13 protein-coding genes, 2 tRNA genes and 1 rRNA gene are annotated in these 21,906 nt (G+C 43.2%); 14 read left to right on the top strand and 2 right to left on the bottom strand.

All coding sequences use genetic code 11. The features are described from left to right. The first annotated feature begins 26 nt into the window (after positions 1–26). The 7 genes from AC1RM2_RS01140 (at position 27) to AC1RM2_RS01110 (ending at position 9,497) form a co-directional block, all read left to right on the top strand. On the top strand, positions 27–1,202 hold the full coding sequence (locus AC1RM2_RS01140; RefSeq protein WP_492982549.1) for an acetyl-CoA C-acyltransferase: 1,176 nt from the start codon (positions 27–29) through the stop codon (positions 1,200–1,202). Between the two features lie 32 nt (positions 1,203–1,234). Beyond that, complete coding sequence (locus AC1RM2_RS01135) at positions 1,235–3,049, top strand: AMP-dependent synthetase/ligase (protein ID WP_492982547.1); 1,815 nt, start codon at positions 1,235–1,237, stop codon at positions 3,047–3,049. An 8-nt stretch (positions 3,050–3,057) separates the two neighbouring features. Next, positions 3,058–3,834 carry an enoyl-CoA hydratase/isomerase family protein gene (locus AC1RM2_RS01130; protein WP_492982545.1) on the top strand — a complete coding sequence of 259 codons (777 nt, stop codon included), beginning with the start codon at positions 3,058–3,060 and terminating at the stop codon, positions 3,832–3,834. Between the two features lie 6 nt (positions 3,835–3,840). Further along, complete coding sequence (locus tag AC1RM2_RS01125; protein ID WP_492988231.1) at positions 3,841–4,752, top strand: SDR family oxidoreductase; 912 nt, start codon at positions 3,841–3,843, stop codon at positions 4,750–4,752. Positions 4,753–5,245: 493 nt separating this feature from the next. Next, positions 5,246–6,451 carry an alginate lyase family protein gene (locus tag AC1RM2_RS01120; protein WP_492982543.1) on the top strand — a complete coding sequence of 402 codons (1,206 nt, stop codon included), beginning with the start codon at positions 5,246–5,248 and terminating at the stop codon, positions 6,449–6,451. 35 nt (positions 6,452–6,486) lie between these two features. Beyond that, positions 6,487–8,919, top strand: coding sequence for a glycoside hydrolase family 2 TIM barrel-domain containing protein (locus AC1RM2_RS01115; protein ID WP_492982541.1), 2,433 nt, complete (start codon positions 6,487–6,489; stop codon positions 8,917–8,919). A gap of 215 nt (positions 8,920–9,134) precedes the next feature. Then, the gene (locus AC1RM2_RS01110) at positions 9,135–9,497 is read left to right on the top strand and encodes a cupin domain-containing protein (RefSeq protein WP_492982539.1); all 363 of its coding nucleotides are present in this window, start codon (positions 9,135–9,137) and stop codon (positions 9,495–9,497) included. Between the two features lie 70 nt (positions 9,498–9,567). Here the strand turns inward: AC1RM2_RS01110 and fbp are convergent, their stop codons facing one another. After that, positions 9,568–10,614, bottom strand: coding sequence for a class 1 fructose-bisphosphatase (gene fbp / locus AC1RM2_RS01105; RefSeq protein ID WP_492982537.1), 1,047 nt, complete (start codon positions 10,612–10,614; stop codon positions 9,568–9,570). Between the two features lie 27 nt (positions 10,615–10,641). Next, positions 10,642–13,134: a phosphoenolpyruvate synthase gene (ppsA, locus tag AC1RM2_RS01100; RefSeq protein WP_492982535.1), complete on the bottom strand. Its 2,493-nt coding sequence runs from the start codon at positions 13,132–13,134 to the stop codon at positions 10,642–10,644. Between the two features lie 124 nt (positions 13,135–13,258). On the opposite strand from ppsA, the gene AC1RM2_RS01095 reads away from it, so the two are divergent. From AC1RM2_RS01095 to AC1RM2_RS01065, 7 genes are all read left to right on the top strand, one after another. Beyond that, entirely contained in the window at positions 13,259–14,176 is a 918-nt protein-coding gene (locus AC1RM2_RS01095; protein WP_492982533.1) for an AraC family transcriptional regulator, read from the top strand. 468 nt (positions 14,177–14,644) lie between these two features. Continuing rightward, positions 14,645–16,537 carry an alpha-L-fucosidase gene (locus AC1RM2_RS01090; RefSeq protein WP_492982531.1) on the top strand — a complete coding sequence of 631 codons (1,893 nt, stop codon included), beginning with the start codon at positions 14,645–14,647 and terminating at the stop codon, positions 16,535–16,537. Positions 16,538–16,540: 3 nt separating this feature from the next. After that, entirely contained in the window at positions 16,541–17,737 is a 1,197-nt protein-coding gene (locus tag AC1RM2_RS01085) for a glycoside hydrolase family 88 protein (RefSeq protein WP_492988230.1), read from the top strand. A gap of 445 nt (positions 17,738–18,182) precedes the next feature. Next, on the top strand, positions 18,183–18,791 hold the full coding sequence (locus AC1RM2_RS01080; RefSeq protein ID WP_492982529.1) for a porin family protein: 609 nt from the start codon (positions 18,183–18,185) through the stop codon (positions 18,789–18,791). Between the two features lie 866 nt (positions 18,792–19,657). Further along, a 16S ribosomal RNA gene (locus AC1RM2_RS01075) occupies positions 19,658–21,179 on the top strand. 324 nt (positions 21,180–21,503) lie between these two features. Beyond that, a tRNA-Ile gene (locus tag AC1RM2_RS01070) sits at positions 21,504–21,578 on the top strand. A 90-nt stretch (positions 21,579–21,668) separates the two neighbouring features. Then, positions 21,669–21,745: transfer RNA gene (locus AC1RM2_RS01065), tRNA-Ala, on the top strand. Positions 21,746–21,906 lie beyond the last annotated feature (161 nt).

The following is a 21,906-nucleotide window of genomic DNA, read 5'->3' as shown; positions in this document are numbered from 1 at the left end:
TTTAATAAGTATAAAATCTCGATAAAATGAACGCATACATAGTGGCAGCCAGCCGCAGCGCTGTTGGAAAAGCTACCCGGGGTGGATTTAGGTTTACCCGGCCGGATACACTTGCCGCAGATGTTATCAGGCAGTTAATGGCATCGGTGCCTAATGTTGATAAGGAGCAGATTGACGATGTAATTGTGGGCAACGCTACCCCCGAAGCCGAGCAGGGCTTAAATGTAGCCAGGCTTATCTCGTTAATGGCATTGGATACCGATAAAGTACCCGGCATGACGGTAAATCGCTACTGCTCATCCGGCCTGGAAACTATCGCGATAGCCTCGGCAAAAATACACAGTGGCATTGCCGATTGCATTATTGCAGGCGGTGTAGAAAGCATGAGCCTAATTCCGATGGGGGGCTGGCGCATTGTGCCCAATGCCGATGTTGCCCTGGCGCATCCTGATTATTACTGGGGGATGGGCCTTACAGCCGAAGCCGTGGCAAAGGAATACAATGTCAGCCGCGAAGAGCAGGATCAGTTTGCTTATAACTCCCACCAAAAAGCTATCAATGCCATCAAATCGGGCAAATTTAAAGGTGAAATAGCCCCGGTAAATATAGTGGAAACTTATGTTGACGAAAGCGGGAAGAAAAAGACAAGGGAGTTTAAGGTAGATGTGGATGAAGGGCCGCGTGCAGATACATCCATTGATGCATTGGCCAAGCTAAAACCCGTATTTGATGCCAAAGGGATGGTTACAGCCGGTAACTCATCGCAAACAAGCGATGGTGCAGCCTTTGTAATGGTGGTGAGCGAACGGTTTTTAAAAGCCAATAATCTTAAACCTATTGCAAGGCTGGTTAATTATGCTGTTGCCGGTGTACCGCCACGTATTATGGGGATAGGGCCATTGGTAGCTATACCCAAAGTATTAAAAATGGCCGGGATGAAACAGCAGGATATTGACCTGATAGAATTGAATGAGGCATTTGCATCACAGTCATTAGCTATTATTAAAGGGCTGGAGCTTAATCCCGATATCGTAAATGTAAATGGCGGCGCGATAGCGCTTGGCCACCCGCTTGGCTGCACAGGGGCCAAGCTTTCGGTTCAGCTTTTTAATGAACTAAAAAGACGTGAAAAAAAATATGGTATAGTTACCATGTGTGTAGGCACCGGGCAAGGCGCAGCGGGTGTATTTGAATTACTATAAAGGGCAACCTTTATTTAAATAATTGTTGCAATATGGAAAACGCGACAAGACTATTTGATTGCATGGACACCCAGGCCAAGGCGCCAGGGGCAAATTTCCTGAATGCAAAACAGAATGGGGCCTGGAAATCATACAGCACAAAAGAGGCGCACGATATGATTTACCAATTGTCCATTGCTTTATTGAATCTGGGCGTTTCGGCTGGTGATGGCACCACGGAAGGGCGCGATAAAATAGGGCTGATAAGCAACGGCCGGCCCGAATGGGTGATAACCGATCTGGCAGTGCAGCAAACAGGTGCCGTGCTGGTTCCGTTATACCCTAATACGGGCACTAAAGATATTGAACAGATATTAAATGAGGCCGAAGTTAAATACGTATTTGTAAGCAGTAAAGATTTATGCGATAAGGTTAAAGAGGTATATTTAAATATACCATCATTAAAAGGCATTTATACTTTTGATGATATAGATGGCTGCATGCATTGGGGCACATTACTTAAACCTTTAAAGGAAGATGACTTGCAGAAAATAAGGCAAGTCAGCGATCAGATTACCGAAAATGATATCGCGACCATCATTTATACGTCCGGTACTACCGGCCGCCCAAAAGGGGTAATGCTTACCCATAAAAATATCATGAGCAATGCGGCAGCATCCGGCGATGTGCTTGCCCGGATCCCATTGAAAGAAAAATGTGTTTTGAGTTTTTTGCCCCTCAACCACATTTTCGAAAAGATGTGTACCTATGTTTATCTTTTCCACGGTTTTTCTATTTACTATGCCGAAAATATGGATACCATTGGCGCGAACTTGAAAGAGGTAAAGCCTTCTCTTTTTACAGCCGTTCCGCGTTTGCTCGAAAAAGTGTTTGAAAAAATCATGGTCGAGGGCCAGAAACTAACCGGTATTAAAAGGAAGATCTTCTTTTGGTCGGTAAAACTGGCCGAAGCATATGAGATTAATGGCAACAGCGAGTGGTATAAAATTAAGCTTGCCGTAGCCGATAAACTGGTATTCAGCAAGTGGCGTAATGCTATAGGTGGAAATATAAAAGCGATAGTGGTTGGCAGTTCGGCCTGCCCTGTTAAACTCGAGCGGATTTTTACCGCGGCCAATATCGTTATTTTAGAAGGCTACGGGCTTACCGAAACTTCGCCGGTAATTGCTGTTAACCGGTATGAAAAAAGCGGCAGAAAATTTGGGACCGTTGGCCCCTTGCTTGACGGTGTGCAGGCTAAGATAGCAGCCGATGGAGAAATCCTTTGCAAAGGGCCTAATGTTATGGCCGGATATTATAAAAATCCGGAACTTACCGCTGAGGTGATAGAAGACGGCTGGTTCCACACCGGCGATATCGGCGAACTGGATAAGGATTCTTTCCTGAAAATAACCGATCGTAAAAAAGAGATCTTTAAAACATCCGGAGGCAAGTATGTAGCGCCATTACCCATCGAAAATAAGATGAAAGAAAACTATTTTATTGAACAGATGATGGTGTGTGGCTCCGAAAGAAAATTTGTTTCGGCATTGATTGTACCCTCTTACACCCATTTAAAACCCTGGTGCAAACAACACGAGATCTCGTTTTCATCCAATAGCGAACTAATTAAAGATGCCAGGGTGATTGAACTATACCAATCAATTATCAATACATACAATCCCGAGTTTAACCATGTTGAACAGGTAAAGAAAATAACCTTGCTTCCGGATGAATGGTCGATAGACAGCGGGGAGCTTACGCCAACGGGGAAAATGAAACGGAAGGTGATAGCCGAAAAGTACAAAGCCCAGATAGATAAAATGTATCCCAGCGAAGTGAGTGATAACCCAACCCTTGTAAATTGATTTAGCAGATGAGCACATTTCAAACAACCATACAGGATAAACTTGTTGTAATTACACTTGACAGGGGACGTTCAAATCCTATCAATCATCAGATGGTTAAAGAACTGACCGATTGTATCCACAAACTCGAGAATGATGATAATGTGGGCGGTGTGATTTTAACCGGTAAGGAAGGTTTTTTCTCATCGGGGATTGATCTGATAGAGGCTTATGATTATGATCAGGAACAAAGCCGCGGTTTTTGGATCGACTTTTTAGTGTTGCAAAATACGCTAACAGCTTTCAGGAAGCCAATGGTTGCTGCCATAAGCGGTCATAGCCCGGCCGGAGGCTGCATATTAGCTATTTGCTGCGACTACCGGGTAATGGCTGCAGGGAAATTTGTCATCGGGTTAAATGAAATTCCTGTGGGCATTATTGTTCCTGATAGTGTTTTTAATTTGTATTCATTCTGGCTTGGCCGGCGCAAAGCCTATCAATATTTACTGGAGGGCAAGTTGCTCCAGGTAGATGAAGCATTGGAAGCGGGTTTGATTGATGAAATTAGTGCACCGGATAGCTTGATGAATGCTGCAATAAAGAAGATAACTGTTTATATGAAACTGAACCCCGTTACCTGGAGTGAAAGTAAGCTGAATTTGCGTAAGCAGTTGATAAGTAAATTAAAGACCGATCAAACCCGTACTTTAAATAAGATGCTGGAGCAATGGTGGGCCCCGGCCACCAGGCAAGGCCTGCAAATGATGATCCAGAATTTAAAAGCAAAAAATACAACCGCAAATTAATTGATGATGACAGATCCTTCAACTCCCGATAATTCTAAAGGCCCTAATCCAGTAAATGCCGGGGGTATGTTAAGGGATGATGCCTTGAAAGGTAAAACCATCATCATAACAGGTGGCGGCACCGGTTTGGGTAAGGCTATGGGCACTTACTTTTTACAACTGGGCGCCAACCTGGTTATCACCAGCCGCAAACTGGATGTGCTGCAGCAAACGGCAGCCGAAATGGAATCTGCAACCGGCGGCAAGGTATTGCCCATAGCCTGCGATGTACGAAAGTATGACGAAGTTGAAAAGATGTTGCAACAGGCCATTACAACTTTTGGCAGGGTAGATGTATTGCTGAACAACGCGGCGGGTAATTTTATTTCGCCGACCGAACGCTTGTCGGCAAACGCGTTCTCGGCCATCATCGATATCGTGTTAAAAGGCTCGGCCAATTGCTCATTGGCTTTGGGCAAATATTGGATCGGTGAAAAAATACCGGGTAACATACTGAATATTATTACCACCTATGCTTTTACAGGTTCGGCTTATGTGGTGCCCTCGGCCTGTGCCAAGGGTGGCGTACTGGCCATGACCAGGTCGTTAGCCGTTGAGTGGGGCCGGCACGGCATCAGAACAAACGCCATTGCGCCCGGTCCCTTTCCAACCAAAGGAGCCTGGGAACGTTTACTCCCGGGGGACATGGCCCAAAAATTTGATTTTAAAAACCGGGTACCCCTTAAACGTGTAGGTGAGCACCAGGAGCTGGCCAACCTGGCCGCGTTCCTGGTGTCCGATTTTTCTGGTTACATCAATGGCGAGGTAATTACCATAGATGGCGGCGAATGGCTGCAAGGCGCCGGCCAGTTTAGCGCGCTCGAAATGATCCCTGCCGAAATGTGGGATGATATTGAGAAGTCTACCCGCTCGGCATAGCTTTTATTAAAAACGAAAGCCTAATACATCCGATTTTTTAGGCGGCTTTATCTGAATTTTTGAGCAAAATTTTTTGTGTCAATAAATGTACTATTTGTATCAATAAATTGCGCATTTGTTGCTGAAAAGTATCAATTAATTGCCTCGTTTTTACCTGTTTATGTATGAATAATAGGCGGTTTTTAAATATAAAACGAAGCGCGTAAATTTGTATTGTTTACCCACAAATAAGAACGGTTTCAATGTCGTTTTGCAAGCATTAGGTTTGCGGAATTCGCTTTAACTTGCGGGAGTTATTGCCCATCAGTTTTAACTACTCGCATATTATAGATCTTTAATAATTAAATGCCAGGCAGCGCATATTTTATTGGTATGGCAAATCTCCATCGTTTTCGTAAATAAAAAGCCGCCAATTAAGTTTTTGAATGATTTTTATGCGGATGTTTGATTTAATCCCATTCGCCAATAAAACTGAAAAACTTAATTTATTGATATGCCTAAGAAATTGTTTTCCACGCAATACCTTGTTGTTGTTTTAATTATGGCCGGTGTTAATGTCTCTGCGCAAAACAAAAACGTAAGCGGCTTTCTGTTACAGAATCAGCAGCAATTATCAGTGCTGAAAAAGCAATACCAGGCTGGTGATACAGCTATCAGCAATCAAATTAAATCACTTTTAACCGATGCTGATAAAGAGTTAGCAGGCGGCCCGTATTCGGTTACTTTTCATAAAACCAAGGTTGCACCAAGCGGTAATCCGCATGATTATGTTAGCCAGGCCCCTTATTGGTGGGCTGACCCATCCAAACCCGATGGCAAACCCTATATCCGCAAAGATGGTGAACGTAACCCCGAAATATACCAGCTGCATGACGATTCGCAACTAAATGATTTATGCCGGGCGGTTAAAAAACTGGGTTTTGCTTACTATTTTACGGGCAATGAGCAGTATGCTCAAAAAGCGGCGGGATTAATGCGTACCTGGTTTGTAGATACAACCACAAAAATGGCCCCCAACTTTAACTACGCCCAATACATTCCGGGCATTAATGATGGCCGCGGTATAGGTATCATCGAAAGCCGTGCGCTGGCGGTTATTCCGGATGCCCTTGCCATGATGCAGGGTAGCAAAAGCATAACAGCCAATCTTAAAACAGGTGTAAGGCATTGGTTTGCCGAATATTTGGAATGGCTGCAAAAAAGCAAAAACGGAAATGAAGAAAGGCAGGCACGCAATAACCACGGCACTTTTTACGATGTTCAGGTAGTTGATTTTGCTCTTTTCACCGGAAACGACAAACTGGCAAAAGAAGTTCTCCAAAACCGCACTATCGCCAGGATAGATACCCAATTTGCAGCTGATGGCCGCCAGCCATTGGAATTGGAGCGCACACGGTCATGGAGCTATTCAAATATGAACCTGACCGGCTGGAGCATGCTGGCTACACTTGCAGACCGGGTGGATATTGATTTATGGCATACTGAAAAGCAGGGGAGGGGAATAAAAAAATGCATTGAATGGATAATGCCGTACGTGTTGAAACAAAAAGACTGGCCGTACAAACAAATAGAACCTATTAGTTACGGCGAGACTTTAACCATTTGCAGCCTTGCTGAGGAAAAATACCCAGGGATTGATTTTAAAAAGGTTTTTAAAATGTATCCGCGCCCGAAACCATGGGGAGAAGAGCATCATTAAAATTTAATAGCAGTACTTTCAGTAACACATTGAGGATGAAAAGAATTATACTGTTTGTTGGCATTTTATTGATAAACCTGGCTGTAAACGCCCAGCAAAAAATACGGCTGAATAATAATTGGGAATTTTTAAAACAGGATCTTGGCAGTATATGGGAAACCGTACGACCGCTGACTAAAGACGGACCGGACAATTACCCCCTATGGCAAAAAGTAACGTTGCCACACTGCTTTAACGCTCGCGATGCTGTCGACCCAACCGGAAATTACTACCAGGGGCCCGGCTGGTACCGTACCCGGTTAAACATTAACAATCCATATAAAAACGGGCGTACGCTGTTGTTTTTTGAAGGGGCCGGCCAAACAACCGATGTATATGTTTACAGCACCAAAGTGGCGGCACATGCAGGTGGTTACGACGAATGGTTTGTTGATATTACGCAAGCGGTTGAAGAATTTAAAAAGACAGAAGCCTTCACCAAGCAATTTAAAGGAACTGTTCCCATCGAAATACATTGTGATAACTCGCGCGATGTGGAAAGCATACCCTCGCAGCTATCTGATTTTGATGTTTTTGGCGGTATTTACCGCTACCTCGATTTGGTTTATCAGCCCGCTCTTGGCATCGATAACTTATTTGCAAGCGCGGTATTGGGTAAACAATATAAAACCGGCACTATTGATGTTCAGGCTACATTTTACAATCCCGATCATGTAAAAAAAGCAATCGGGAATATTAAAATCACCGATGCATCCGGCAAAACGGTTGCAGAAACTGTTTACAACATTGATGTTGATAATGATGGCACTATTCCGGTTGGTAAATTCAAAGTTAATAATCCGCATTTATGGTCACCCAATGATCCTTATTTGTATACCGTAACTGTTGAGGCCGGTGGATATACGCGAAAGGAAAAAATAGGTTTCCGCGATTTCTTATTTGCCGATAATGGTCCGTTCTATTTAAATGGCAAACGGCTATTACTTCGCGGCACGCACAGGCATGAAGATCAATCGGGTGTGGCAGCTGCCATGACCGATAGTATGATGTACCAGGAAATGCGCATGATAAAAGAAATGGGAGCCAATTTTATTCGGCTTGGACATTATCAGCAATCGCGGATTATTTTAAATTTATGCGACAGCCTGGGTTTACTGGTGTGGGAAGAAGAACCCTGGTGCCGGGGCGGCTTGGGCGGCGATAAATATAAGGATCAGGCTCGCCGCATGCTAACCAACATGATCTATCAGCATTACAATCATCCATCGATAATTTTGTGGGGCCTCGGTAACGAAAATGATTGGGCAGGCGACTTTCCGGAGTTTGACAAGGCCAAAATAAGGGCATTCATGAGCGAACAAAATGATTTGGCGCATCGGCTCGACCCATCCCGCAAAACGGTTATCCGCCGTTGCGACTTTTGTAAGGATATTCCGGATGTTTATTCGCCCACCATTTGGGCCGGCTGGTACAAGGGAAAATACACAGAGTACAAGAAGTACAGCGAAGATGAGTTTAAGAATGTAAAACATTTTTTCCACGCAGAATGGGGCGGCGACAGCCACTCTGGTCGTAACTCCGAACTTGCAGACAAAGCTTTGGAAAACATCAGGAATAGTGCCGGATTAATTGACACTACACTTTTCAGCAAATCAGCCGAACTTTTAAAAAACGGCGATTGGAGCGAGAATGCCACCTGTAACCTGTTCGATTGGACATTGAAAGAGCAGGATACCATGCCCTGGCTAAGTGGATCGGCGTTTTGGGCTTTTAAAGATTTCTCGACACCCATAAGATTTGATAACCCGCTGCCTTACATGAATCAGAAAGGCGTGGTTGAAAGTGATTTGACAAAAAAGGAAGTTTATTATTTGGTTCAGTCCTATTGGGCCGATAAACCTATGGCGCATATCTACGGGCATAACTGGTCGGTTAGGTGGGGCGATGATGGGGAATTAAAAATGGTAAAGGCCTATTCAAACTGCAGCGAAGCCGAACTATTTGTAAATGGTAAAAGTTATGGCACCAAAAAGCGTAACAGCCAGGACTTTCCCGCAGCCGGCTTAAGGTGGATGGTTCGCTTTAAGAAAGGCAGAAATGAACTTGTCCTAAAAGCCCGCAAGGGACGTGTTACCGTTATTGATACGGTATCACAAGTATATCAAACTGAAAAATGGGGCAAACCAGCTAAACTAAAGCTGGAAAAAATTGCCCAAAGGAATGGCACAGTTACAATACAGGCAACGCTGTTGGATAGCAGGGGAGTATTGTGTCTTGACGCCATTAACTGGGTCAATTTTTCGTTAACCGGAGACGGAACGTTACTGGATGATTTGGGTACATCAAAAGGATCTGCAAAATTGCAAGCTATTAATGGCCGGGCTGTTATCAGCATAAAGACCAATAGGGGCAATAGTGTTGTTGGTGTACAATCGCCGGGCTTGCAAACTGTGTTTTTAAGTCTTTAAATAACAGCGCACATGTGTGTTGTTGAAATTCGTTTAATGGATGATGCCAGCCATTTTACTCCTGACAAATCAGGATGATTACCTATAAACAGTTTCTTGAATTTTTGGCGCCCAACTAAATCGTTTGCGTAGAAATATTAACGCTTATGTGTGAAGTTTAGAGGATTTGGGTGTAATATTGATTTTTACAGCTATCTGCCACTAAAACATTTACCATGATACAAAGCAATCTTTTTCAATATAACGAAGCAACCGATTGGAAAACCGTTGGAGATGGTGTACAACGCCAGGTGTTTGGTTATGATGATAAAGTTATGCTTGTTAAAGTAAAGTTTGAAAAAGGCGGGTGTGGTGTGTTACACAATCATGCACATTCGCAGGTTAGCTATGTGGAGAGCGGCGTATTTGAAATGACCATAGATGGCACCAAAAAAATAATACGTAAGGGCGATGGTTACTACATCCCCCCGTATTCTGTGCACGGTTGTGTTTGTTTGGAAGCAGGTATGCTTATTGACGCCTTTGGTCCATGCCGGTGGGAGTTTGTTGACCACGATCACTGGCGATACACACTATAGATAATGTATCACCTTATTTGCGGTGAAACAAGGTAGGGGGGCATTGCCCCCTTAACCCATATTGTAGTTTTTAAACATCAAGCGCGAAACCATTGAGTACTTCACGCGCTTCTTTGTGAAATACCCGCATAAAATCCTCTGCTTTTTCAACCATTAGCCGCGACCCGATAAAGATGGGAGAGCGCTGATGCAATTCATAAACATCCAGGTCGAGTATACGGGTTGTGCCGTCAGATGCTTTTCCGCCAGCCTGTTCCATGATGAAAGCCATGGGGTTACACTCGTATACCAAGCGTAATTTTCCTTTGGGAGATGCCGATGTATAAGGATAAATGAATATACCGCCTTTGATAAGATTGCGGTGCAGGTCGGCTACCATCGATCCCGTATAGCGGGATGTATATGGCCGGCTGGTATTCTTATCTTCCTCCTGGCAATATTTGATATACTTTTTAACGCCCTGCGGAAAGTGAATGTAATTACCTTCATTTATCGAATAAATGGTCCCGGCTTCCGGGATTGTTAAATTTGGATGCGACAGGCAAAACTCGCCGATTGATGGGTCGAGGGTAAAACCGTTAACCCCTTTTCCTGTTGTATACACCAGCATAGTAGATGAACCGTATATAATATAGCCGGCGGCCACCTGGCTGGTGCCTTTTTGTAAAATGTCTTCCACCGTTGCCGCTCCGGAAACCGAAGTCCTGCGGTAAATTGAAAATATTGTGCCAATCCCCACGTTCACATCAATGTTAGAAGAGCCGTCCAGGGGATCGATAGCTACAACATATTTGGCGTTCTTTGAAATTTCCGAATCAATATTGATGTGTTCGTCGTTTTCTTCGGATACTATCATACAACATTCGCCCCCGCTTCTTAGCGCGGCTATAAATTGCTCGTTTGCATAAACATCCAGTTTTTTCTGGCTTTCGCCCTGTACATTTACCGTCCCTGAATCGCCAAGTATGGAAGCAAGCCCTGCTTTATTAATTTCGCGGTTCACAATTTTTGCAGCAATGGCAAGGTCTCTTAATAATCTCGATAATTCTCCTTTTGCATAAGGGAAATCTTTTTGTTTTTCAATAATAAACTGGCCTAAGGTCTTGATCTCGTTCATGTTATAGAGTATAATAGTATCTGTGAATTAAAATAAGCTATTTGCTGTTATGTTCTGTAATTCAATGAGTTGCTCTGGTAAAGTGATCTGTTTGAGCTTTATCTCTTGCTCAATCTGGCCAATCGCTTTAACTGTTTTCATAAAAGAATCGGGCGTTACCGAAATAGAATCGATGCCTTCTTCAACCAAAAACTGGGCAAAGTCCGAAAAATCGGAAGGTCCTTGCCCGCAAATGCCCACTTTTACTTTCGATTTTTTAGCAATGCGTATCAAATGGGATATCATCATTTTTACAGCCTCATTCCGTTCGTTATATAAACCCGCTACCAAAGATGAATCCCTGTCGAGCCCTAAAACGAGTTGCGTCAGATCATTTGAGCCGATCGAAAATCCGTCAATATGCCGGGCAAATTGTGCCGCCAAAATCACATTAGACGGAACTTCGGCCATCAAATAAACCTCCAGCTTGTTTTCGCCCCGTTTTAGGCCAAACTCATCCATTGTATTATAAACCATTAACAGTTCATCAACTGTGCGGCAAAAAGGGATCATGACTACCACATTGTCAAGACCCATTACTTCCCTTACTTTTTTAATGGCTTTGCATTCCATCCCAAAGGCCTGTTTGTATGCTGTAGAATAGTATCGCGATGCCCCCCTCCAGCCAATCATGGGGTTTTCTTCAACGGGTTCAAAATATTTGCCTCCCGGCATATTGAAATATTCGTTGGTTTTAAAATCCGAAAACCTCACGATAACTTTATTGGGGTAAAACGCCGCTGCTATTTTGGCAATGCCGTAGGATAGTTTTTCGATAAAGAAATCCTCGCCACTTGCATATCCTTTTGTTATCCCGGTAATGTGTTCAGTTAGTGCTGCATCATTTAATTCACCATGCTTAAGCAGCGCGAGCGGATGAACTTTGATATAATTGTTAATGATAAATTCTTCTCTGGCGAGCCCAACCCCTTTATTGGGGTAGCAGGCGTATTGAAAAGCCATCTCGGGCGAAGCCACGTTCATCATTACCGGGGTTGTTATTTCCGGCAAGTCAGCCAGGTTTTGTTCTAATTTTTTAAACGAGATTAAGCCCTCATAAACGATACCGGCTTCACCTTCGGCGCATGATGCTGTAATAAGCTGCCCTGTTTTCAATATATCGGTTGCATTTTCGCAGCCTACTATTGCCGGTACGCCCAATTCGCGTGCTACAATTGCGGCATGGCATGTTCTGCCGCCTTTATTGGTAATAATAGCGGCGGCCTTTTTCATCACAGGTTCCCAGTCGGGGTCGGTCATGTCGGTAACCATAATATCTCCCGGCTGAAAATTAATCTCGTGGATATTTTGCTTTTCAAGGCCGTTAAGTAAATGCACCCGGCCGCTGGCTATTTTATCGCCAACGGCAATACCTTTGAGCAATACTTTTTCATGGCGCATTTCGTCATCTATTTTAAATTCAATAACAATGCCCGCGGTTTTTCTTGAGTGAATAGTCTCGGGCCGGGCTTGTACTATAAAAAGTTCTCTTGAATTTCCGTCAACAGCCCATTCCACATCCATGGGGCACCACCGGCCTTTCAGTGCCGAATAATAATCTTCGATGATCAACACCCATTTGCCCAACTGTAAAATCTGTTCGTCGCTGAGGCAAAACTGTGCACTGTCATTGGCTGGTGTTTCTACCACCCGCACTCTTTCCTTTGCAGTATCGCCATAAACCATTTTTTGATGCTTTGTGCCTAACTTTTTTTCGATAATTGCTCGGAAGCCATCTTTTAATAAGGGCTTGAACACAATATATTCATCTGGGTTTATCGCCCCCTGCACTATCATCTCGCCAAGGCCGTATGATCCATTAATTACCACCGCATCCTTAAACCCGCTTTCGGTATCCAGCGAAAAAGCTACGCCCGAAATACCAAGGTCGGAACGAACCATTTTTTGAACGCATACAGAAAGGCCAATCTGAAAATGATCGTATCCGAACGCTTTTCTGTAACTGATTGCCCTATCGGTAAACAGGGAGGCAAAACAATCTTTTACAGCCGCCAGGAGGCCAACCGCCCCGCTGATGTTTAAAAAAGTATCCTGCTGACCGGCAAAGGAAGCATCCGGAAGATCTTCGGCAGTGGCAGACGACCGAACGGCAACGTCGACATCGTTTTGATGGTATTGTTCACTTAGTGTTCTGTATCCTTCAATTATCTGGGATTCCAGAACAGGTGGAAAACTACCCCTGCATATAAGGCTACGAATACTGGCGCCGCATTGCATCAACGCTTCCAGGTCGTCTGTGTTTGTTTCATCAACAATCTGTTTTATAATTTCGTCAAGCTTATTTGATGAAATAAAATGATAGTAAGCAGCAGCCGTAATAATAAATCCATCGGGAATATTAATGCCAAATCCACCAAGGTTTTGGAGCATTTCGCCAAGCGAGGCGTTTTTGCCACCTACAATGTCAATATCATCAATTGACGCTTCAGTTAGTTTGAGGATAAATTTTTCTGTTTTCATAAACAATTGTGTTTGCTCAAAATTATCCTGCTAAAATTTAGCTTAATTTGTAAATGTTAATCATAACTGATACTATATTAACCAATAATTGGTGTTGTTAAATAAAAATGGTTAGAACTGTATAATGGAAACGCATTTTTATTCATTTTTTAAGCAACAAAAAAAATCGTTAAGCATAACGGAGGCTAACAGGTATCACGCTTTAAATGATTTTCATTATCATGTAGAAACCGAGCTTATTTACATTATTGAGGGTGAGGGGACGCTATTGCTGGGCGATAAATTAATACGGGTATCGGGCGATACGTTAATATTAATCGGCAAAAACACACCGCACATGTTTAAGTTTGATACTTTCACTTACCAGGATGATTTGATGCAGCGTGGAAAAATTCCGTTACAAGTGCAGTTATTAACACTGCATTTTGACCCCAATATCTGGGGCGATGCTTTTATGAAACTCCCTGAAAACGAAACGATGACCCGGCTTTTCGTTGAAGCTGTAAAGGGGTTGCATATTGAAGGCGAAGAAAAAAGAAACGTTATTGAATTGATGTCGAAATTGGTGAATGCCCCGGTTTACGAGCACTTTTCAATTCTGATTAACCTTTTTAATAGGATTGCCATTGGTAATGAGCACCAGTTTTTAACAGAAACGCCCGACGCAGATACTTTTAATAAAACTGACGAAAAACGGCTATCTAAGATATACATATACACGTTAAATAATTTTACGAGAACTATAAAGCTAAAGGATGTTGCTGATATTGTTTATATGTGCCCGAATGCTTTTTGTCGTTATTTTAAACTCCGCACCAATAAAAGTTATTTCGAATTTTTAATTGAAATCAGGATTGACTACGCGTGCAGGTTACTGCGCGAAAAAGATTACAGCACCACTGTAATCTGCTATAATTCGGGCTTCGGCAACCTTTCAAATTTCAACAGACACTTTAAGGCCCTCACCGGAAAAACTCCATTAGAATACCGCAGAAATCCAGGTAGCCCGTTGGCTGCATTCCCTTTTGTCAAAGTCAATTGATGGTTCTTTATTGACATGAAAAATCCCGATTGGGTAAAAAGCGATGAGTGAATTTGCACAAACACCTACAGCAATCAACCAATTTGTTTTGTTCAACGCTCATTAATTCCTAACTAAATCGTTGGAGTGAAAATATTAAGGCTCATTTGTAAAGGGTGACAGAATTGAGTGTATCTTGAGTTTTAAAGCTATCGGGCGTTGAAATATTATGGCAAATGGCGGTATGTCTGGTAAGTATTTTTTGCATGTTAATTACACATGAAAAATATTTACAAATCAATCTGGTACCATGAAGCCCGGTGCATGTATTATTATAAAGTAGTAGTTATCCGGATACTGCTTATGCCAATGAAAACTAATAAATAAACCAGGCGAACGTATTACTATCGCTCAAAACAAAAAAGGGTTATGCGCAGCTTTAATCTTTTGTCGGTAAGGCGTACCGTGAAGAGGTTTCAACAAATATCAATGATGATCAGAAAATTTGCGATAGCCGTATACTTTCTTGCCACAATATTAAATACAAGCCTCGCCTTTGCCCAGGATAAAGGTGACGAGGATAAAACGATGGCAAATGAGGCCAGGGACCGCGACAAAAAAGCCATTGACAATGCGGTAAATGGTTGGTGGACTGCAAGCATGAAAACTCATGATAGCAGGGTAAGCTGGTGGCGCGATGCCCGGTTTGGTATGTTCATTCACTGGGGCATTTATTCATTACCCGGCGGTGAATGGAAAGGTAAACGCATAGATGGTTATGCCGAGCACCTGATGCGTAAACAAAAGATTCACCGCGCCGAATATCTTGAATTGGCCCATCAATTTAACCCGGTAAAGTTTGATGCTGATAAATGGGTTAAAATAGCCAGGCGGGCCGGTATGCGCTATTTAATTATCACCGCTAAACATCACGACGGTTTCGCGATGTACAACTCCAAAGTGTCTGACTACAATGTTGTAAAACAAACGGCCTGGAAACACGACCCAATGGCCGACCTTTCTGCCGCATGTAAAAAATACGGACTGAAGTTTGGCTTTTATTATTCGCATGCCTTTGATTGGGAACATCCTGATGCACCGGGCAATGATTGGGATTATAAAAATCCCGGCGGCGACCTGAATCTGTATGGCGGGCGCGACTGGTATGATCTTCATCCCGAATTGTTACCTAAGGCTGTAAAGTATGTTGATGAAAAAACAATTCCGCAAATTAAGGAACTGCTAACCACTTATCACCCGGATATCCTATGGTTTGATACGCCGCAAAAGCTCCCACTGTCCGAAAATATCCGCATCCTGCAAGCCATCAGCGAAACCGACCCAAATGTTGTGGTGAATGGCAGGCTGGCGCGGGCCGGCAATAACTTAAATATGGGCGATTACAAAAATACTTCCGACCGCCCTGCCGAATTCTTTCCCGTTGACGGCGATTGGGAAGCTATCCCCACTACAAATGAATCATACGGTTACTCAAAATTTGATAAAAGCCACAAGCCCGTTGGTTTTTTTATACAGCTGCTGGCCAAAGCTGCTTCGCGTGGAGGTAATTTGCTAATGAATATTGGCCCTATGGGCGATGGTGAGTATGCCCCGGAGGATGTAGCTATTTTAAACGGCATCGCTGGATGGATGGATAAAAATTCGGAAAGTATCTATAAAACCACCAAAACACCTTTGCCTTTTCAAAGCTGGGGCGTATCTACCCGTAAGGAAAACCTTTTATTCCTCCATGTATTTAAATGGCCGGCTGATGGTAAAATTATATTAGGCGGATTGAAAAGCGATATCAGCAAGGCCTATTTATTAGCCGATCCATCAAAAAAAGAATTATCGTTTCAACGTATCAATTCCCTGGATATGAGCATCACTGTTCCGTCAAAAGCCCCCGATACCATAAATACTGTCATTGTTTTGGCCACAAAGGGTAATATTGAAACAGACCCTGTAAGACTACTGTCGGATAGCGGTGTACCAAATCGTTTACTGGCATTTGACGCTAAGCTAACGGGTAAAGGTTTTGGTTTCGGCGATGGTAAAGCGGGCAAATATTACCTGGATGGCTGGAGTAAAATGGATCAGTCAATCAAATGGAATTTCAGGCTTCTGAAACCAGCTGCTTATAAAGTTACGATAAAGTACCTGGCTGATGATAGTGATGCAGGCAGGTTTGATTGCACAATAGACGGCATGGTTAAACAGGGCGAAGCTTTATCGTCTGAAAAAGATGAAATTAAAAGTTCATCTCTGGGCGAGGTAACCCTGCCAGCCGGTGTGCATACACTACAGATTATCCCTACCGCAATAACCAAAAACAGTCTGATGAAAATTTTAGAGATCCAATTAACGCCTCTTAATAACTAAATGATGAATAAAAAATATACAATCGCATGCCTTTTATGTGCGTTTTTGCAATTAAATGCTTTTGCTCAAAAAAGCGTGTCAAAAGGTTTTGCTTTGGCTCAAAAGCAAACCGAGGTTATGCTATCCGCAATTGATCAGGCCAAAAGTTCCGGAAATGCCGGGGTAACACCACGTTCGTTAACGGCTAATGGCGATTTAGCATTAGTGCCTTCTAAAGATTGGTGCAGCGGCTTTTTTCCCGGCGAGCTTTGGTTCCTGTATCAATATACAGGTCAGGAGAAATGGTTAAAGCTGGCCAAAACATTTACCGCGTTTATTGAAGATCAAAAAACTAACGGGGGGACCCATGATATGGGTTTTAAAATTTATACCAGCGTAGGTAACGGCTACCGCCTCACCAAAGATCCGCATTACCGGGATGTAATCATTGAAGGCGCAAAAACGCTTTCGACCCGGTTTAACCCAAAAGTGGGTTGTATTAAATCATGGGATAACAGGATATGGAAGTTCCCGGTTATTATTGATAACATGATGAACCTGGAGCTGCTTTTTGAAGCCACAAAGCTTTCGGGCGATTCATCGTTTTATAAAATTGCCGTCACCCATGCCAATACTACAATGAAAAATCATTTCAGGACAAACTACAGTTCCTACCATGTGGTAAGTTATGACCCCGAAACCGGCGAAGTACTTAAAAAACAAACCCACCAGGGCTATGCCGACGAGTCGGCATGGTCGCGCGGGCAAAGCTGGGCCTTGTACGGCTATACGATGTGCTATCGTGAAACCAAGGATAAAACTTACCTGCGCCAGGCAGAAAATGTTGCCAAATTTATTTTAGGTAATCCCACCTTGCCCCAAGACCTTGTGCCTTATTGGGACTACAATGCACCTAACATACCAAACGAACAGCGCGATGTTTCGGCAGCCGCAGTAATGGCTTCAGCATTATATGAGTTGAGTACTTATAGTGATAATGGTAAATTGTACAGGTACAAAGCCGATTTGATAATAAAAAATCTGACAGATCATTATACGGCTGAACCGGGCACAAGCAAAGGTTTTATATTGCTGCATAGTACAGGATCAAGACCAGCCAACACCGAAGTTGACTTGCCGTTAAGCTATGCCGATTACTATTATCTTGAAGCGCTGTTACGACAAAAACACCTGGCCGACAAAAAACCGGTAGTAGATTGATTTTACAGGCCCATGGCTTGCAAAGGTGATTCTTGCGCAGGTGATCCATTTAAAAGGGACAAGATTAGTTTGCTATTTTGTCCCTTTTTGTTGTTGATAGTGCGTGGTAGTTCGCCAATCGTTCCATGCACTTTTGTTAAACGGCGGCGTATTTCGCACACCCGGTTTACATTAACTACTCCGCGCCCTTTAGGACATTCTTTTTTCAGACGCAAGTTTCGGCTGATATCTCCTTTATGTTCTGGTGTCTATCGCTATGTGTAATCATTCTGAAAAATAGTGAAGCTTTTAGTTGAATCTTTTATATACCGCTTCCGGCCCAACTTTGCCCGCTTCGTTCACATTTTGCTATAATGCCGCCCCTTTACTGCTCACCTTTGATCTAAATGAAGTAGCCAGCCAACAGGCGGCGCTCAAAAAAAGTCAAAACAAAAGAACACAATTTATGAAAAAGCTATTATCAATGTTAGTGGTTTTGGTTGCAATATCAACCAAAGGTTTCAGTCAGACAACTTCCGAGAGTCAGAGTTTCGGTCAAAAGCTGATGAAAAAATTAGAATTCGGCATTACTGCAGGAGGAAACTATAGTAATTTTACAAGCGCCAATTTTCCTACAGATCCATTACCTGGCTTCCATGCAGGACTTACGGTTGCCTATAAGTTTACTGATAATTTTATGGTGCAGGAAGAGTTTTTATATTCCCTGCAAGGCGCCAAAGTTAAGGGCGGCACGCTCGGCACACAGGATATAAAACTTTCCTATGCATCGGTCCCAATCCTTTTCAAATACCGTACTAACTCCGGTTTCTTCGTAGAAGCGGGCCCGCAGGCCAGTTTTAAAGTAAAAGAAGACCTTGGGGGTATAACCGATGCGAAATTTGCTAAAAAGATTGATTTTGGTATGGCCGGTGGTCTTGGTTATCAGTCTAAAATTGGCTTGGGGATCGGTGCCAGGTACGTTTATGGATTGCAAAAGGTTCAGGAAACACCTTCTCCTATCTTAGGCGACTTTAAAAATAACAGTATCCAGGCCAGTATTTTCTACGTTTTTTAAAGGAATCTAACTCAAAGTCAATATATATAATAATGAATGTCCCGGTTGCACAGTGCATCGGGACTTTTTTTGTCACTCCAAAACCCTGGCAAAGATTAAGTCGCCCGGGGCGATACGGTTTTTAACGGCTAATTATAAGATGGTGTGTGCATGCAATAAGTTAGCCGCTACATTTCCGCTGTAAATCCGCTAATTATAGCTATCCGATATATTTTTATTCTCTGATCAATAGCGAGTTGCGTTTTATTGTAAAGTAAATGTTAAATACAGTTTGCATAAGTGTTAAAAGTATCTACCTTTGCAGCCCGCAAATAAGGAAGCGGGATTGTTCTTAGAAAGGTTACTGAAGGTTTTTTTTGAAGCAGGAATAGGGGAGAGGGAAGAAAAAATAGAGGTTCAAAAAAAACTTCAGATAAAATTTCGGAAAGCGAAAAAGTTTACTACTTTTGCACCCCGCAACGGAGGGAGAAAAGAGAAGGAGTAGGCGGCCAAAACGAAATAGATTCTTTGGAAATCAAGAGAGAAAAAAAGAAAAAATAAGTTTTGGAAAAGTAAAAAGGATTACTACCTTTGCAGACCCAAACGGAGGGTTGTTCGGAAGAGCAAAAGAAGTTAAAAAGCCGGAGCGATTCCGGTAATAGAAATGACAAATCAGACAAGGCAACTTGTAAAGATTATATAGCGGATTCGGATGATGAAGCGAGAAAGTTCTTTTAAGAAATAGAAAATCATGTAGAGTAACAACTCAAACAAACGCAAGTAAGTAAGAGGGGTTATGATAACAAAAGTTAGATACTGTATAAAGATATAATAATTATACAGATTCTATTATTAATAATAGGGTCAGTGAACAAACGAGACATTTTACAATGGAGAGTTTGATCCTGGCTCAGGATGAACGCTAGCGGCAGGCCTAATACATGCAAGTCGGACGGGATAGGAGAGCTTGCTTTCCTTGAGAGTGGCGCACGGGTGCGTAACACGTATGTAACCTACCTTGTTCAGGGGGATAGCCTCTCGAAAGAGAGATTAAGACCGCATAACATTAAGTTGTGGCATCGCAATTTAATCAAATATTTATAGGAACAAGATGGGCATGCGGAACATTAGCTAGTTGGTAAGGTAACGGCTTACCAAGGCTACGATGTTTAGGGGATCTGAGAGGATGACCCCCCACACTGGTACTGAGACACGGACCAGACTCCTACGGGAGGCAGCAGTAAGGAATATTGGTCAATGGGCGGAAGCCTGAACCAGCCATGCCGCGTGCAGGAAGACGGCCCTACGGGTTGTAAACTGCTTTTGTACGGGAATAAACCTTTGGTCGTGACCAAAGCTGAATGTACTGTAAGAATAAGGATCGGCTAACTCCGTGCCAGCAGCCGCGGTAATACGGAGGATCCAAGCGTTATCCGGATTTATTGGGTTTAAAGGGTGCGTAGGTGGCTTATTAAGTCAGGGGTGAAAGACGGTAGCTTAACTATCGCAGTGCCTTTGATACTGATGAGCTTGAATGAACTAGAGGTAGGCGGAATGTGACAAGTAGCGGTGAAATGCATAGATATGTCACAGAACACCAATTGCGAAGGCAGCTTACTATGGTTTGATTGACACTGAGGCACGAAAGCGTGGGGATCAAACAGGATTAGATACCCTGGTAGTCCACGCCCTAAACGATGAATACTCGATGTTGGCGATATACGGTCAGCGTCTAAGCGAAAGCGTTAAGTATTCCACCTGGGGAGTACGCCCGCAAGGGTGAAACTCAAAGGAATTGACGGGGGCCCGCACAAGCGGAGGAGCATGTGGTTTAATTCGATGATACGCGAGGAACCTTACCCGGGCTTGAAAGTTAGTGAATTGAGCAGAGACGCTCAAGTCCTTCGGGACACGAAACTAGGTGCTGCATGGCTGTCGTCAGCTCGTGCCGTGAGGTGTTGGGTTAAGTCCCGCAACGAGCGCAACCCCTATGTTTAGTTGCCAGCACGTCAAGGTGGGGACTCTAAACAGACTGCCTATGCAAATAGAGAGGAAGGAGGGGACGACGTCAAGTCATCATGGCCCTTACGTCCGGGGCTACACACGTGCTACAATGGGCAGTACAGAGGGCAGCTACCTGGCAACAGGATGCCAATCTCTTAAAGCTGTTCACAGTTCGGATCGGGGTCTGCAACTCGACCCCGTGAAGTTGGATTCGCTAGTAATCGCGTATCAGCAATGACGCGGTGAATACGTTCCCGGGCCTTGTACACACCGCCCGTCAAGCCATGGAAGCTGGAAGTGCCTGAAGTGCGTAACCGCAAGGAGCGTCCTAGGGTAAAGTCGGTAACTGGGGCTAAGTCGTAACAAGGTAGCCGTACCGGAAGGTGTGGCTGGAATACCTCCTTTCTGGAGCAGTATCGAAACATTAGTTATTGTAACAAGTTACCTACATGATTATTTCTTAAAATAGATGTGAGATATTAGATGTGAGATATGAGACAGGAACCAAACGAAAGCGCAGTTCATCTCAATACTCAAATCTCAATACTCAAATCTATAATTAAACACAAAAAGGAAACCCAAAAGATGAAGCCATCTATGTGGAGCTATGCCGAAAGGTGAGTGAAGGATAAGGTAGGCAGTCAGCAGTTGGCGGTAAGCAGTTAGCAGTTAGCACGAAAGTGAAGCTAAGACTGCAAACTGAGAACTCAAAACTGCAAACTAAAAAATAGTCCTGTAGCTCAGCTTGGTTAGAGCACTACACTGATAATGTAGGGGTCAGCAGTTCAAATCTGCTCGGGACTACAAGCAATTATTGAATTGGATAATTATGGAATTACTGAATAAAAAGTATTCATTAATTCAGACATTCAATAATTCAATTATTCATTTTTAGGGGGATTAGCTCAGCTGGCTAGAGCACCTGCCTTGCACGCAGGGGGTCAACGGTTCGAATCCGTTATTCTCCACCACACCCTCCGTTTTCCGAAAGGAATAGGATATAATGTAAGCTACGAAACGCAAGTGGAGTATGGGGTAAAGTTCTTTGACATATTGGAAGAAGTAATAAAAAAGAGAAGACAACAGTATAGAGACGGTTGTTGGCTTTAAAGGATTACGAGAACAAAGGTAA

The sequence above is a fragment of the Mucilaginibacter sp. GW822-FHT03E02 genome, from assembly GCF_058801545.1.
Note: the sequence above shows the minus strand (reverse complement) of the source record. Positions and strands in the feature narration are given on the sequence as shown.

Bases quoted from the DNA above. Each gene is read 5' to 3' on its own strand.
- AC1RM2_RS01130 (WP_492982545.1), top strand. From the start codon at position 3,058: ATGAGCACATTTCAAACAACCATACAGGATAAACTTGTTGTAATTACA.
- AC1RM2_RS01120 (WP_492982543.1), top strand. From the start codon at position 5,246: ATGCCTAAGAAATTGTTTTCCACGCAATACCTTGTTGTTGTTTTAATT.
- AC1RM2_RS01110 (WP_492982539.1), top strand. From the start codon at position 9,135: ATGATACAAAGCAATCTTTTTCAATATAACGAAGCAACCGATTGGAAA.
- ppsA (WP_492982535.1), bottom strand. From the start codon at position 13,134: ATGAAAACAGAAAAATTTATCCTCAAACTAACTGAAGCGTCAATTGAT.
- AC1RM2_RS01085 (WP_492988230.1), top strand. From the start codon at position 16,541: ATGAATAAAAAATATACAATCGCATGCCTTTTATGTGCGTTTTTGCAA.
- AC1RM2_RS01090 (WP_492982531.1), top strand. From the start codon at position 14,645: ATGATGATCAGAAAATTTGCGATAGCCGTATACTTTCTTGCCACAATA.
- fbp (WP_492982537.1), bottom strand. From the start codon at position 10,614: ATGAACGAGATCAAGACCTTAGGCCAGTTTATTATTGAAAAACAAAAA.
- AC1RM2_RS01115 (WP_492982541.1), top strand. From the start codon at position 6,487: ATGAAAAGAATTATACTGTTTGTTGGCATTTTATTGATAAACCTGGCT.
- AC1RM2_RS01135 (WP_492982547.1), top strand. From the start codon at position 1,235: ATGGAAAACGCGACAAGACTATTTGATTGCATGGACACCCAGGCCAAG.
- AC1RM2_RS01125 (WP_492988231.1), top strand. From the start codon at position 3,841: ATGACAGATCCTTCAACTCCCGATAATTCTAAAGGCCCTAATCCAGTA.
- AC1RM2_RS01140 (WP_492982549.1), top strand. From the start codon at position 27: ATGAACGCATACATAGTGGCAGCCAGCCGCAGCGCTGTTGGAAAAGCT.
- AC1RM2_RS01095 (WP_492982533.1), top strand. From the start codon at position 13,259: ATGGAAACGCATTTTTATTCATTTTTTAAGCAACAAAAAAAATCGTTA.
- AC1RM2_RS01080 (WP_492982529.1), top strand. From the start codon at position 18,183: ATGAAAAAGCTATTATCAATGTTAGTGGTTTTGGTTGCAATATCAACC.